Source organism: Oharaeibacter diazotrophicus (genome assembly GCF_004362745.1).
Taxonomy (GTDB): domain Bacteria; phylum Pseudomonadota; class Alphaproteobacteria; order Rhizobiales; family Pleomorphomonadaceae; genus Oharaeibacter; species Oharaeibacter diazotrophicus.
The window spans coordinates 1,517,101-1,530,002 of record NZ_SNXY01000006.1; the positions used below are offsets into that span (position 1 = coordinate 1,517,101).

The following is a 12,902-nucleotide window of genomic DNA, read 5'->3' on the forward strand; positions in this document are numbered from 1 at the left end:
CGGCCCGATCGTGACGTGAACACCCGCCCCCGGGGCGACCGGCCCCGCCCCGCTCAGCCGACCGGCTTCAGCCCCTTGGCGAAGCGGGCGGCGTTGGCGGTGTAGCGGGTCGCGGAGGCCTTCAGCTTCTCCACCGCCGCCTCGTCGAGGCTGCGCACCACCTTCGCCGGCGATCCGACGATCAGCGAGTTCGGCGGGAAGGTCTTGCCCTCGGTGACCAGCGCCCCGGCGCCGACCAACGAGCCGGGGCCGATCACCGCCCCGTTCAGCACGATCGCGCCCATGCCGATCAGCGCGCCGTCGCCGATGGTGCAGCCGTGCAGGATGGCGCGGTGGCCGATGGTGCAGTCGCGCCCCACCGTCACCGGGAAGCCCGGGTCGGTGTGCACCATCACGTGTTCCTGGAGATTGGTGCCGGCACCGATGACGATCGGCTCGTTGTCGCCGCGCAACACCGCCCCGAACCAGACGCCGACCCCGGCCCCGAGTTCGACCTTCCCGATCACCGAGGCGTCCGGCGCCACCCACACCGAGCCGTCGTCGGCGATCGCGGGCACGTGGTCGTCGAGGGCGTAGATCGGCATGGCGCACTCCATCGGGTCGCCCCGACGCTATCCCCCGCTCCGCCCCCGCGCCATGCGACTTCGGTGCACGGGGCCCTTCGTCGCCCCGTCAGAGGCTGTTTCCGAGGGCGAGGGCGAACTGCATCACGACGGTGCCCGAACACAGGCTCCACGCCCCGGCGATCGCCGTGGAGGCGACCAGCCAGCCGCCGTGGCGGCGCTCGATCATCCGGCCGCGGACGGCGTTGCGCATCAGCACCGCGGGACCGGCGAACATCAGCAGGATGATCGTGGCCAGCCCCATCAGCAGGCGGTCGTCGCCGAGGTCGAAGCGCACCGGCTGCGCCGTGACCAATTGGTAGGCCGAGGCCAGGATGCCGGCGCTGACGAACCCGGTGGCGATCAGGAAGGAGGAGATGACGAGGTCGGACGACACGGCCTTTAACGCTCCGTTAACCGAGATCCGAAATGAAACGGTGTGGGTGATCTCGTTTACGGATTCGCAAAGCTCGGGCCGCCGTGCCGGAGCCCGCGAATGCGGGGGTTCCGGGATCGGTCGCATGCCGCCCGCCCAAGGTCGGGACGGTCCGGCGTCTCATAGTGGGAGGGGTCGTTGGCTCGCTACGCCGCGTCCGTTGAGGACGACCTCGTGTTCCAGGCGGTGCGCCGCCCGGCCAAGCGCGCGAGCGCGACCGCCTGGGCGCTGCGCGTCGCCACCTCCTGCGTCATCGTCGCCGGCGGCCTCGTGCTCGCCGACATCGTGATCGGCTGGACCCGCACGGTCGCCGACATCGAGGGCCGCGTCACCGATCCGACGCCGATCGCCACCTTCGTCGGCGACCAGCGGCTGACGATCCCGGCCAACATGTTCCGCTTCGAGAACCAGCGCGTCGTCGGCCCGCAGGACCACGTCGAACTCGCGGTGTCCTGGCCGGCCTTCGCCGGCTTCACCGCCGAGAGCCGCGCCGCCTTCCTCGACGGCTCGGCCGACGCGCCCGTGGTGTTCCTCACCATCCGCAAGCGCGACACCGCCACCGACAGCGCCGGCCGCGTCGCCAACGTCTACCAGCACTTCTTCGAGAATACCGCCCTCGCCGCCCCCGACGGCCTCGTCGGACACCGCCTCGGCGAGGATTCCGGCCTCGCCGGCGAGGAGGTCTACTACGAGGCCGGCTCGACGCGGCCCTTCACCACCCACTGCCTCGCGCCCGACGGCAGCGGCTATCCCGCGCCCTGCCTCACCGAGATCCACGCCGGCTCCGACCTCTCGGTCCAGATCCGCTTCCGCAAGGGCCTGCTGCCGCACTGGCGCGGCATCGCCGAGGGCGTGCGCGGCCTCCTGCTCTCCTTCGGCGTAACGGCCTGATCCCCCGAAACGCGCGCGGGCGGCGGACCGTCCGATCCGCCGCCCGCCGCGATGGGGTCGATCCGCTCCGTGGGGATCAGTCCTCGAGGTCCATCCCCAGGATGGCCATCTGGAAGTTGTAGGACTTCTCGTCGTCCTCGTCGTCCTCGAAGACGACGCCGATGAACTCCTCGCCGACGTAGACCTCGGCCGAGTCGGTCTTGCGCGGGCGCGCCTTCACCGTGATCGTCGGCGATCCGAGGCTGCGCCGGAGATAGCGCTCGATCTTGTTGAGTTCGTCCTTGGTCACGGCCTTCCTCCGGGTTGGGTCGCGGTCTTCTGGCACGGACCGCGGCGCGATGGAACCCGCCATCGGCCGGCGCCCCGAGGAAGCGGTGGGAATCGCCCCGCCCTCTCCCGGCGGCTGCCGGGAGCGGCGGGGACGGCGTCAGATCGCCTGACCGGCGTCCGGGAAGGTCTGCCGCATCGAGCGCGCCGGATCGGCGCAGCCGGCCTCGCCGATCACCCGGGCCGGCACGCCCGCCACCGTGGTGCAGGGCGGCACCGGCTTCAGCACCACCGAGCCGGCGGCGACGCGCGAGCAGCGGCCGACCTCGATGTTCCCGAGGATCTTGGCGCCGGCGCCGATCAGCACGCCGTGGCGGATCTTCGGGTGGCGGTCGCCGGTCTCCTTGCCGGTGCCGCCGAGGGTGACGCCCTGCAGGATCGAGACGTCGTCCTCCACCACAGCGGTCTCGCCGATGACGATGCCGGTGGCGTGGTCGAAGAACAGGCCACGGCCGAGCCGGGCGGCCGGGTTGATGTCGGTCTGGAACACCTCCGACGACCGGCTCTGCAGGTACATCGCGAAGTCCTTGCGGCCCTTGGCGAGCAGCCAGTGCGCCAACCGGTGGGTCTGGATCGCGTGGAAGCCCTTGAAGTAGAGCACCGGCTCCAGCATGCGGTCGCAGGCGGGGTCACGGTCGAACACCGCGGCGATGTCGCTGCGGAACGCCTCGCCGATGGCGGGATCGTCGGCCAGCGCCTCGGAATAGGCGCGGCGGATCGCCGTCGACGGCACCGCCTCGTTGCCGAGCCGGTCGGCGACGCGCTGCACCACCGCCTCCTCGAGGCGCGGCTGGTCGATCACGGTGGCGTGCAGGAAGCCGCCGAAGGCCGGCTCGCGCTCGATCGCCTGACGCGCCTCCTCGCAGATGCGCTGCCACACCGGGTCGACGGTTTCGAGCGCACGCGTGGGAGCGGCCTTCACGGGGAGGGTCATGGGGGTGCCGGGTCCTCGAGGTCGGGTGCGGGTCTCGCGCCCGCGGTGGGGCGCCCCGCCGCCCCCGCCTCCGACGAAGGGAGCGTGGCCGGCCGGGCATCCAGGGGCTAAGGATAGAGCCCCGCGGCACGCCTGAAAAGCGCTCCGGGGAATGACGTTTCCGAGATCGCCTCCAGGAGGGTGAACAGATGCGCAAGACGCGCGCCGCGACGGCCCCCGAAGGTCGGATCACCGTCGACGTGATCGGCGGTCTCGGCCGCATCGGCATCGACAACCCGGGCCGCCACAACGCGCTCTCGCTGGCCATGTGGCAGGCGATCCCGGAAGCCGTCGCCACGCTGGAGGCCGCCGAGGACGTCCGCGTCGTCGTGCTGACGGGCTCGGAGGGCGGCGCCTTTGCCTCCGGCGCCGACATCACCGAATTCGACGTGGTGCGCGCCGACGCCGCCACCTCGGCCAGCTACGAGGCCGCCAACGCCGCCGCCTTCGCCGCCCTGCGCCGGGCCGAGAAGCCGACGGTCGCCGTGATCCGCCGCTTCTGCATGGGCGGCGGCGTCGGGCTCGCCGCCGCCTGCGACATCCGCATCGCCGCCGACGACGCCGTCTTCGCCATTCCCGCCGCCCGGCTCGGCCTCGCCTACCCGCCCGAGGCGGTCGCCGACATCGTCGCGCTGATCGGCCCCTCGCGCGCCAAGGACCTGTTCTACACCGCCAAGCGCATCGACGCCGCCACCGCGCTCCGGATCGGCCTCGTCGACGAACTCGTCCGCGACGACGAACTCGAGGCCGCCGCCGTCGCCTACGTTGCCCGCGTGTCGGCGCTGGCGCCGATGACCCAGCGCGCCGTCAAGGCCGCCATCGACGCCGCCGTCGGCAGCGCGGCCGGCGACTGGGGCCGCGCCCGCGAACTCGCCGAGCTCTGCTTCGAGAGCCAGGACTACGCCGAGGGCCGTGCCGCCTTCCGCGAGAAGCGCGAGCCGGTCTTCACCGGCCGCTGACCCCCGCTGCGCCCCGCGCGGACGACCTGCCCGATTTTCGCGCTTGCCCGCATCGGCCGGCTCTGATTCCTTGTCGGCCGCGCCGACGTGCCTGCCGCGCCGGCGTTGCCGTTCCAGCGGAAGGGCAACCACCTCGCGCAAGGATTCAAGCGCGCGAAGGGCTTCTCGCACGATCTGCGATATGCCCTACAAACTATTGATTCGAAATGTCGATTCGCCGCCGGCTCAAGTTCCGGCGGAGAGCCCGCGCGCACCCTCGGGCGTTCTCCGCCGCCGCGCGAATCCGCACGCCGAGCAGCCGGGGGAACCTCGCGATTCCCGCCGCGGCCGACGTTGACGTGGAGGATTCGGGGACGTCGAGGATGCGGGATCAGGCCTTCGCGGCGATCTCGGCGATGGCGACGAAGTCGACCTTGCCGGTGCCGAGCACCGGCAGCGCGTCGACCTTGACCACCTTGCGCGGCATCATGATCTCGCCGATGCCGTGGTCCTGCGCATAGGCGATCAGGCCCTCGACCGTGGCGTCGGCCGAATCGGACACCAGCACCACCGCCTCGCCCTTGCGCGGATCCGGCACCGCCACGGCCGCGTGCGAGGCCTCCGGCCAGATCGCCGCGGCATAGGCCTCGACGGCGGCGAGCGACACCATCTCGCCGCCGACCTTGGCGAAGCGCTTGGCGCGGCCGCGGATGGCGACGAAGCCGTCGGCGTCGATGGTGACGATGTCGCCGGTGTCGTACCAGTCGCCATCGCGCGGCTGCAGCACGCCGGGCCGGTCGACGCGGAAGTAGCCGCGCATCAGGTTGGGCCCGCGCACCAGCAGCCGGCCGCCCTCGGCGAGCCCCGGTACCGGCTCGAGCCGGGCCTCGATGCCCGGCAGCAGCGGCCCGACGGTGCCCTCGCGCGCCGAGCCCGGGATGTTCACGGCGATCACCGGGGCGCATTCGGTGGCGCCGTAGCCCTCGTTGAGTTCGATGCCGAAGCGCTCGCGCCACAGCCGCCGCGTCGCCTCCTTGACCCGCTCGGCGCCGAGGATGGTCATCTTCACGGTGGCGAAGTCGTCGGCTTCGGCGGCCCGGCCCCAGCCGGCGGCGAAGGTGTCGGTGGCGAGCAGGATGGTCGTGCCAGCCGCCTTCACGAAGCCGGGTATCTGCCGGTAGTGCAGCGGCGAGGGATAGAGGAACGACTTGAAACCGCCGACCAGCGGCAGCAGCAGCCCGGCCGTCAGCCCGAAGGAGTGGAACACCGGCAGGGCGTTGAACATCACGTCGTCGGGCCGGAACCGCCACGCGGCGCGGATCTCGGCGACGTTGGCGAGCAGGTTGGCGTGGCTGAGCGCGACGCCCTTCGGCACGCCCTCGGTGCCCGAGGTGAACAGCACCACGGCGACGTCGTCCGGCTTCGGCCGGAACGGCGCGTGGAACAGCCGCGGCAGTTTGGAGTAGGCGGCGCCGATCGCCTTGTCGACGAGGGTCAGCGCACGCCGGACCTCCTCGAGCCGGATCACCGTCGTCTTCTCGGCCAGCTTGGCGACGACCTCGTCGAGTTTGGCCGTGCGCACGAAGGCGTCGGAGGTGACGATGGTGCGGATGCCCGCCGCCGTGCAGGCCGCCTCGAGGTTGAGGAGCCCGGCGGAGAAGTTCAGCATCGCCGGCACGCGGCCGTAGGCGGTCAGCGCCAGCAGCGTCACCGCCGCACCGCCGACGTTCGGCAGCAGCACGCCGACCCGCTCGCCCCTCGCCGTCATCGTGGCGAGACGCCGTCCGAGCACCGCGGCCGCGAGCAGCAGACGGTCGCGCGTCAGCGGCTGGCGATCCTGGTCCTCGACCGCGGCGACGTCGCCGCCGGCCATGGTTCGTCCGTCCAGGAAGGCCTCGAACAGGCCGCGGTTCCAGAAGGCCGGATCGAGTCCGGCGGCGACGGGGTCGCGCCCGGCCGTGACCATCCCCTCGGCTCGTCCTGCCGCCATCCCGTCCTCCCCGCCCCCGCCCGGAGTCGCCGGCCGTTCCGTAACGCAATCTAACGCAACGGAAGGGATGGGGAAGCCCCTGGGATCGCTCAGATACCCCCGGCCGCGACGGCCTTCTCGAGTTCCTCGATGGCGCAGATCACGTGGTAGAAGCTGCTGGCCGGCGCCGGCTCGACGCGGAAGCTGCCGTCGACCTCCATGCGGTCGCGCCAGAGACCCGGGGTGTCGACGTCGAAGAAGCGCAGCATCGCCTCGCCGGCGGCGGCCGCCGCGGCGAAATGCTCGTCCCGTGCCGCCGCGTCGGTGGCGACGCCCGCGAGCGCGACGTGACCCTTGAGGCGCTCGGTCTGCGACCACAGCCGCGCCGTGCCGTCGCGCACGCCGCCGTCCTCCAGCATCTCCATGATGGCGACGCCGCGCGCGCGGTCGACGCCCGGCTCCTCGCCGAGTTCGACCAGACGGCCGGCGGCGCGGATCGCGTCGGGACGGGACCGCTTGACGCCCCAGCGGGTCAGGAGCCACGCCCACTCGAAATGGTGGCCCGGCTCGACGATGCGGCCGGCCTCGCCGGGCATCGGCGCCCAGTCGCCGTCGAAGAACTCCTTCAGCCAGCCGCCGGCTGCCGGATCGATCAGCTTGGCGAGGCAGAGTTCGGCGATCTCGTCGGCGAGCGCGCTCCAGGTGGCGTCGCCACCGGCCTCCTCCCACGCGAGGCAGGCCTCGAACATGTGCATGTGCGGGTTGGCCTTCAGCGGCAGCGTGCGCGGCGAGGCCTCCTCGAAGCCGGCGACCGGGTGCTTCCAGGTCGCGTGGAGGGCGGCGCGCAGCTTCAGCGCGGCGTCCTCGGCCTTGGCCCGGTCGGACGCGACGCTCGCGGCGGCGGCGAGGGCGAACAGCGCGAAGGCCTGGTCGTAGAGGTTGAAGGTATCGTCGAGCGCCTTGCCGTCGGCGGCGACCAGCATGCGCACGGTGCCGTCCGGCTTGACGCAGTGGGCGAGGAACCAGTCGAGCCCCTCGTCGACGATCCGCCGCCACGGCCCGCCCCAGCCGAGACGGCCGGCGACCGCGAAGGAGAAGATCTGCCGGGCGACCACGCGCACGCGCCGCGGCCGCGCCTCGATCTCGCAGCGCAGGCCCACGACCTCGTGGAAGCCGCCGTTGACGTGGTCGACGCCGAAGGCCGCCCAGGTCGGCAGCGCCTCGAGATGCAGCCACGAGGTCAGGCGGTCGCGCACGGCGACGGCGGCGGCGAAGGCGTGGGACCCGTCCGAAGGCATGGAGATCCTCGACTGCAGGAGGGAAGCGGAGAACGCCGACGGGGCCGTCGGCGCCCGGCTGCGATCAGCCGGCGACGGCCACGTCCGCCGAGGCGGCGACGAAGAAGCCGTTGGCGAAGTCGACGTCGTGGCCCTGGTCGCGCTTGCCGTAGAGGAAGGGCGTGCCGTCCGGGTTGACGACCCGGCCGCCTGCCGCGCGCAGCACGGCGTCGCCGGCGGCGGTGTCCCATTCCATGGTGCGGCCGAAGCGCGGGTAGAGGTCGGCCTCGCCGCAGGCGACGAGGCAGAACTTCAGCGACGAGCCGGCCGAGCGGTACTCCGCCACCTCGTAGCGACCGACGAAGGCGTCGGTCTCCGGCGAGCCGTGCGAGCGGCTGCCGACCACGGTGAGGCCGCCGGCGGGGGCGCGACGCACCGCCATCGGCTTCAGGGCGCCGCAGGCGCCTTCGGCGACGTCCGCCGACCACGCCGACGCGCCCTCGCCCGCGAACATCCGGCCGAGCGCGGGAGCGTAGACGACGCCGGCGACCGGCACGCCGTTCTCGACCAGCGCGATGTTCACCGTGAACTCGCCGTTGCGCGAGATGAACTCCTTGGTGCCGTCGAGCGGGTCGACCAGGAAGAAGCGGTCCGCGGTCGCCGGCACCTTGCCGGCCGCCACCGACTCCTCGGCCACCACCGGCACGTCCGGCGCGATCTCGGCGAGCCGGGCGAGGATCACCGCCTCCGCGCGCTCGTCGGCCTCCGTCACCGGCGAGGCGTCCGCCTTGGTCGTGACCGCGATCGGCGCGGCGTAGACGTCGAGGATCTCGCGGCCGGCCGCGAGCGCGGTGTCGAGGAGGGCAGCGAGCAGGGACGACGGAGCGGCGGAAGTCATGCGCGGGAGCCCTCTTCTTGGAAGCCGTCCGGCCTCAAAGCACGCTCCGGCCGCAAAGGTCAAGCGCGCCCCTGCGACATTCCGGCCATCCGCGCGCCGCCGCGATTGACCGGCCGCGGCCGGGTCTCCACATTGCCGGCGAAGGCCGGCGCCGCGGGGGAGCGGAGCGAACCGGCCGCGAACGGTCCTGGAGGATGGACATGCCCCGGCAGGCGACCGACCGACGATCCCGGCGCGCCCGCGCCGCGGCCGGAGGCCCCGCGTGAGCCGGTCCCGCGCCTCGATCGCCACCACCGCCGCCTCCGTCGCCGCGCTGATCGCCCTGTGGTCGGTCGTCTCGCTGTTCGCCGAGCGGCGCGTGCTGCCGCCGCCGTGGGAGGTCGCGGCCATCCTCGTCGCCGAGATCCGTTCGGGCGAACTGCCCTGGCACCTCTACTGCACGCTGACCCGGGTCGTGGCCGCCTTCACCGTCGCCATGGCGCTCGGCTCGGCGATCGGCCTCGCCATGGGCCGCAACCGGGTCGTCGACCGCGCGCTCGACGTCTGGCTGGTGGTGCTCCTGAACCTGCCGGCCCTCGTCGTCATCATCCTCGCCTACGTCTGGTTCGGCCTCACCGAGGCGGCGGCGATCGGCGCCGTGGCGCTCAACAAGCTGCCGAACGTCATCGTCACCGTCCGCGAGGGCGCCCGCGCCCTCGACCCCGACCTCGACCAGATGGCCGCCGCCTTCCGCCTGTCGGCGCGCAAGCGCCTGACCGAGATCGTGCTGCCGCAGCTCCAGCCCTATCTAGCCGCGGCGGCGCGCTCGGGCCTGTCGCTGGTCTGGAAGATCGTGCTGGTGGTCGAGCTGCTCGGCCGGTCCAACGGCGTCGGCTTCCAGCTCAACATCTATTTCCAGCTGTTCGACGTCGCCTCGATCCTCGCCTACGCGCTGAGCTTCGTCGTCGTGATGCTGGCCATCGAACTCGCCGTCCTGCAACCCCTCGAAACACGGGCGAACCGCTGGCGTGTCCGCACCGCTTGAGATCCACGTCGCCCGCAAGGTCTACCGCGGCGCCGAGGGCGGCACCGTGGAGGCCGTGCGCGGCCTCGACATCGCCGTTCCCGCCGGCGGCTTCACCGCGCTGATCGGCCCGTCCGGCTGCGGCAAGACCACCAGCCTCAGGATCCTCGCCGGCCTCGACCACGACTACGAGGGCCGCGTCGTGCTGGCGCCGGGCGCGCGGATCGGCTTCGTGTTCCAGGAGCCGCGCCTGTTGCCCTGGCGCACGGTCGAGGAGAACGTCCGCCTCGTGCTCGACGATCCCCGCGGCTTCGACCCGGGTCCGCTGTTCGCCGAACTCGGCCTCGACGAGATGGCCCGGCGCTACCCGACCGAGCTGTCCCTCGGCCTCGCCCGCCGCGTCGCCCTCGCCCGCGCCCTGGCGATCCGGCCCGACGTGCTGCTGCTCGACGAGCCCTTCACCTCGCTCGACGAGACCACCGCGGGGCGCCTGCGCCAACTCGTGCTCGCCGCCTGGGCCCGCTACCGGCCGACCACGCTGATGGTGACCCACAACGTCCGCGAGGCGCTCCAGCTCGCCGAGCGCATCGTCCTGCTCGCCCCGCGCCCCTCGCACGTCGTCGCCGAGATCCCGCTCGAAACCCCGCACGCCGAGCGCGACGAAGCCTGGGTCGAAGCCCGCCGCACCGACCTCGTCCGCGCCCACCCCGGCCTCGTCGCCTGAAGGGGTGGGCGGCGTTTGCCGCACCCCTTCTCCCTTCGCGGGAGAAGGGGCCGCGTCAGCGGCGGATGAGGGGGAACCGCCGACGCCGGTCGGCCATGATCGGGCTCGGATCGGAAAGCCCTGCGCATCCCCCTCGTCCGGCGCCCGCGGGCGCGCCTCCGGCCGATCGCGGCGACGCCTCCGCCGAGCCTTGCCCTCGCCCGTGCAGCCCTGCTACCCAACTCGCCCTTTCCCGAACCCGAGGCCGCCATGGTCACGCCCGACGACATCCGCGCCGCCGCCGAGCGCATCCGCCCCTGGATCCGCCGCACGCCGGTGATCCGGCCCGGCGAAGGCGCCTTCGGCCTGCCGTTCGATCTGACGCTGAAGCTCGAGCTGTTCCAGCACACCGGCTCGTTCAAGCCGCGCGGGGCCTTCAACAACCTGCTGACGCGCGACGTGCCCGCCGCCGGCGTCGCCGCGGCGTCCGGCGGCAACCACGGCGCCGCGGTCGCCTATGCCGCCGCCCGGCTCGGCTACCCCGCGACGATCTTCGTGCCGGAGATCTCGAGCCCGGCCAAGATCGCGGCGATCCGCGCCCACGGCGCCGAGCTCGTCGTCGAGGGCGCACGCTACGACGACGCCCTCGCCCGCTGCGAGGCCCACCGGGCCGCCACCGGCGCGATCGGCGTCCACGCCTTCGACGCCGACGAGACCATCGCCGGCCAGGGCACGGTCGCACTGGAATGGCTGGAGCAGGCGCCGGATCTCGACACGTTGCTGGTCGCGGTCGGCGGCGGCGGACTGATCGCCGGGATCGCCGCCTTCTCTGCCGGATCGGTCCGCGTCGTCGCCGTCGAGCCGCGCGACAGCCGCGCGCTGCAGGCCGCGCTCGAGGCGGGCGGGCCGGTCGACGTGCCGGTCGCCGGTGTCGCCGCCGACAGCCTCGGCGCCCGCAACGTCGGCGCCCGCGTCTACGCGATCGCCGCCCGCCACGTGGCCGCCGCGGTCACCGTCTCCGACGAGGCGATCCTGGAGGCCCGGCGCCGGCTCTGGCGCGACCTGCGCATCGTCGCCGAACCCGGCGGCGCCACCGCCCTCGCCGCGCTCGTGGAAGGCGCCTACGTGCCGGCCGCGGACGAGCGCGTCGGGGTGCTCGTCTGCGGCGGCAACACCGACCCGGCGACCGTCGCGGGTTGACGTGACACCGATAAACCGCCGGCAGGCGGGCCGAGTCCCGGCCGCGCGGCCGTAACACCGCCGCGTCCGTTCGGGCGGCGACGCCGACGGGACATCCTCATTCGTCGAGGCCCGGCCGCGGCACTGGTTCGCGGGCCTCCACCGGCAGGCCCTCGAAGCCCCAACCGTCTGTCCCCTCGGGGTACCAGACCACGTCGGTGTAGCCAAGCGAAAGGGCGCGCTTGGCGGCGTTCCAACTCATCCAGCAGTCGGCGAGGCAGTAGAACACCAGCGTCCGGGCGTGGTCGCCCTTCGTCGCCGCGGCGAGGTTGTCGGTGAAATAGCGCGCCATGTCGGCGGAGAGTTCGGCATAGCCGACGTCCGGCAGCCAGACGCTGCCCGGGATGTCCTCGCGCGGCGGGAGCCGGAACACCGTGCCCGGCGGCAGCTTCGGCCGCGGCGGCTTCGGCAGCACGTCGACGAACACCGCCCCGCCGGCCTTCCACAGCGCCGCGACCGCCGGGGTGTCGAGCACGCGGGCACCGTCGAGCCCGTCCGGCACCGGCGCCCGGTAGGGTTCGGCACGGAAACCGTCCGGTTGCGGCACGTCCGCCGCGGCGCGGACCCCGTCCGCGCCCGCCGTCACGACCGCCGCGGCGATCAAGGCCGCCACGGCACCAGAACACCACCGACGCATCCACGACCTCCCCACCCGGCTCCGCCGGACTCCGCCGCCGTGCCGTCGCGCCGGTTCGGCGCCGGACGAGCGGCCGCGATCCCGTCGCGGCCCGCAGGACCGTACCGCGACGGGCCGTCGTCACTGCGTGATCGGCCGGTCCTTCTCGTCGAGCAGCGGCACGCCGAACTCGAGCAGGATCGCGTTGATCTCCTTCTGGTTCTCGCGGATCAGCGTGTTGAGCTGACGCTTCCAGTTCTGGTCCGAGGCCCTGACGCCCATGGTGATGCGATAGGTCAGGCGCGGCCCGCGGGTCTCCTTGACCAGCGGCACGGCGGTGAGGCCGTTCTGCTTGGCGTAGTAGCCGCCGATCGGACCCCAGAAGATCGCGACGTCGGTGACGCCGTCGACGAGATCCTTGACCATCATCTCGGGCACGTGGGTGTAGCGGGTGTCCACCATCAGCGGATAGGGCTTCACCCGGCCCATCAGGCCGTTGATCGCGATGTTGTCGCCCGGGGGAGTGCCCGCGACGAGGCCGATCCGCAGACCCTTCAGCCGTGGGTCCTCCAGGGTGTCGACGCCGTCGGCCTTGGAGCCGGGCTTGGTCACCAGCACGTAGCTGGTGCGGTAGTAGGCGTTGGTGTTCTGCACCAGCTCGTCGCCCTGGGCGTAGCCGATGATGACGTCGCAGCGCTTCTCGCCGAGCGTCTTGCGCACGAAGCCCGTCGCCATCGGGTACCAAGTGTAGGTCAACGGCTTGCCGACCTTGGTCGACAGGAACTCCGCGATCCTGTTCTCGAAGCCCTGGCTCTTGTCGTTGGAGAACGGCATGCTGGCCGGGTCGGCGCAGACGCGCAGGTTGTGCGGATCGATCAGTTCGACCGCCTCGCTGAAGTTGCCGTCCTGTGCCCGCGCCGTGCCGAACGAGGTGGCCGCCGCGATCGCCGCGACGAGAACCGCCGCTGCCTTCCGTTTCGTCATTCGCTCCTCCCGCGACGGGTCGTCCGTACCGGCGCCCGCGCCTGTC

Annotated in this window: 14 protein-coding genes; 5 read left to right on the plus strand and 9 right to left on the minus strand. The window is 72.7% G+C overall.

Going from position 1 to position 12,902, the window contains the following annotated elements:
* Nucleotides 1–53: 53 nt before the first annotated feature.
* On the minus strand, nucleotides 54–584 hold the full coding sequence (locus tag EDD54_RS07150; protein ID WP_126535346.1) for a gamma carbonic anhydrase family protein: 531 nt from the start codon (nucleotides 582–584) through the stop codon (nucleotides 54–56).
* A gap of 88 nt (nucleotides 585–672) precedes the next feature.
* On the minus strand, nucleotides 673–999 hold the full coding sequence (locus EDD54_RS07155) for a DUF6949 family protein (protein WP_207620367.1): 327 nt from the start codon (nucleotides 997–999) through the stop codon (nucleotides 673–675).
* Between the two features lie 177 nt (nucleotides 1,000–1,176).
* Between EDD54_RS07155 and EDD54_RS07160 the strand changes: the two genes are divergently transcribed.
* Entirely contained in the window at nucleotides 1,177–1,929 is a 753-nt protein-coding gene (locus EDD54_RS07160) for a hypothetical protein (protein WP_126535345.1), read from the plus strand.
* Between the two features lie 76 nt (nucleotides 1,930–2,005).
* Here EDD54_RS07160 and EDD54_RS07165 read toward each other — a convergent pair whose 3' ends face one another.
* Both EDD54_RS07165 and cysE read right to left on the minus strand, forming a co-directional pair.
* Nucleotides 2,006–2,218 (minus strand): DUF3126 family protein, encoded by a 213-nt coding sequence (locus tag EDD54_RS07165; protein ID WP_126535344.1) that lies wholly within the window; start codon nucleotides 2,216–2,218, stop codon nucleotides 2,006–2,008.
* 138 nt (nucleotides 2,219–2,356) lie between these two features.
* Nucleotides 2,357–3,190, minus strand: coding sequence for a serine O-acetyltransferase (cysE, locus tag EDD54_RS07170; RefSeq protein ID WP_126535343.1), 834 nt, complete (start codon nucleotides 3,188–3,190; stop codon nucleotides 2,357–2,359).
* Between the two features lie 188 nt (nucleotides 3,191–3,378).
* Between cysE and EDD54_RS07175 the strand changes: the two genes are divergently transcribed.
* Nucleotides 3,379–4,188, plus strand: coding sequence for an enoyl-CoA hydratase (locus tag EDD54_RS07175; protein WP_126535342.1), 810 nt, complete (start codon nucleotides 3,379–3,381; stop codon nucleotides 4,186–4,188).
* A gap of 370 nt (nucleotides 4,189–4,558) precedes the next feature.
* Here EDD54_RS07175 and EDD54_RS07180 read toward each other — a convergent pair whose 3' ends face one another.
* The 3 genes from EDD54_RS07180 to cysQ all read right to left on the minus strand — a co-directional run bounded on the left by EDD54_RS07180 (nucleotide 4,559) and on the right by cysQ (nucleotide 8,311).
* Nucleotides 4,559–6,133: an AMP-binding protein gene (locus EDD54_RS07180; RefSeq protein WP_208112160.1), complete on the minus strand. Its 1,575-nt coding sequence runs from the start codon at nucleotides 6,131–6,133 to the stop codon at nucleotides 4,559–4,561.
* Nucleotides 6,134–6,246: 113 nt separating this feature from the next.
* On the minus strand, nucleotides 6,247–7,434 hold the full coding sequence (locus EDD54_RS07185; RefSeq protein ID WP_126535340.1) for an AGE family epimerase/isomerase: 1,188 nt from the start codon (nucleotides 7,432–7,434) through the stop codon (nucleotides 6,247–6,249).
* A gap of 64 nt (nucleotides 7,435–7,498) precedes the next feature.
* Nucleotides 7,499–8,311 carry a 3'(2'),5'-bisphosphate nucleotidase CysQ gene (cysQ, locus tag EDD54_RS07190; protein WP_126535339.1) on the minus strand — a complete coding sequence of 271 codons (813 nt, stop codon included), beginning with the start codon at nucleotides 8,309–8,311 and terminating at the stop codon, nucleotides 7,499–7,501.
* A gap of 262 nt (nucleotides 8,312–8,573) precedes the next feature.
* On the opposite strand from cysQ, the gene EDD54_RS07195 reads away from it, so the two are divergent.
* The 3 genes from EDD54_RS07195 (at nucleotide 8,574) to EDD54_RS07205 (ending at nucleotide 11,217) form a co-directional block, all read left to right on the plus strand.
* On the plus strand, nucleotides 8,574–9,335 hold the full coding sequence (locus tag EDD54_RS07195) for an ABC transporter permease (protein WP_245515661.1): 762 nt from the start codon (nucleotides 8,574–8,576) through the stop codon (nucleotides 9,333–9,335).
* Nucleotides 9,319–10,038, plus strand: a complete 720-nt coding sequence (locus EDD54_RS07200) for an ABC transporter ATP-binding protein (protein ID WP_126535338.1) — start codon at nucleotides 9,319–9,321, stop codon at nucleotides 10,036–10,038. Before EDD54_RS07195 ends, EDD54_RS07200 begins: the two co-directional genes overlap by 17 nt.
* A 249-nt stretch (nucleotides 10,039–10,287) precedes the next feature.
* Nucleotides 10,288–11,217: a threonine/serine dehydratase gene (locus tag EDD54_RS07205; RefSeq protein WP_126535337.1), complete on the plus strand. Its 930-nt coding sequence runs from the start codon at nucleotides 10,288–10,290 to the stop codon at nucleotides 11,215–11,217.
* Nucleotides 11,218–11,314: 97 nt separating this feature from the next.
* On the opposite strand, the gene EDD54_RS07210 is transcribed toward EDD54_RS07205, so the two are convergent.
* The gene (locus tag EDD54_RS07210; RefSeq protein ID WP_126535336.1) at nucleotides 11,315–11,893 is read right to left on the minus strand and encodes a rhodanese-like domain-containing protein; all 579 of its coding nucleotides are present in this window, start codon (nucleotides 11,891–11,893) and stop codon (nucleotides 11,315–11,317) included.
* Nucleotides 11,894–12,013: 120 nt separating this feature from the next.
* Nucleotides 12,014–12,856, minus strand: coding sequence for a substrate-binding domain-containing protein (locus EDD54_RS07215; protein WP_126535335.1), 843 nt, complete (start codon nucleotides 12,854–12,856; stop codon nucleotides 12,014–12,016).
* Between the last annotated feature and the right edge of the window lie 46 nt (nucleotides 12,857–12,902).

Bases quoted from the DNA above. Each gene is read 5' to 3' on its own strand.
- EDD54_RS07150 (WP_126535346.1), bottom strand. From the start codon at position 584: ATGCCGATCTACGCCCTCGACGACCACGTGCCCGCGATCGCCGACGAC.
- cysE (WP_126535343.1), bottom strand. From the start codon at position 3,190: ATGACCCTCCCCGTGAAGGCCGCTCCCACGCGTGCGCTCGAAACCGTC.
- EDD54_RS07175 (WP_126535342.1), top strand. From the start codon at position 3,379: ATGCGCAAGACGCGCGCCGCGACGGCCCCCGAAGGTCGGATCACCGTC.
- EDD54_RS07180 (WP_208112160.1), bottom strand. From the start codon at position 6,133: ATGGTCACGGCCGGGCGCGACCCCGTCGCCGCCGGACTCGATCCGGCC.
- EDD54_RS07185 (WP_126535340.1), bottom strand. From the start codon at position 7,434: ATGCCTTCGGACGGGTCCCACGCCTTCGCCGCCGCCGTCGCCGTGCGC.
- cysQ (WP_126535339.1), bottom strand. From the start codon at position 8,311: ATGACTTCCGCCGCTCCGTCGTCCCTGCTCGCTGCCCTCCTCGACACC.
- EDD54_RS07205 (WP_126535337.1), top strand. From the start codon at position 10,288: ATGGTCACGCCCGACGACATCCGCGCCGCCGCCGAGCGCATCCGCCCC.
- EDD54_RS07210 (WP_126535336.1), bottom strand. From the start codon at position 11,893: ATGCGTCGGTGGTGTTCTGGTGCCGTGGCGGCCTTGATCGCCGCGGCG.
- EDD54_RS07215 (WP_126535335.1), bottom strand. From the start codon at position 12,856: ATGACGAAACGGAAGGCAGCGGCGGTTCTCGTCGCGGCGATCGCGGCG.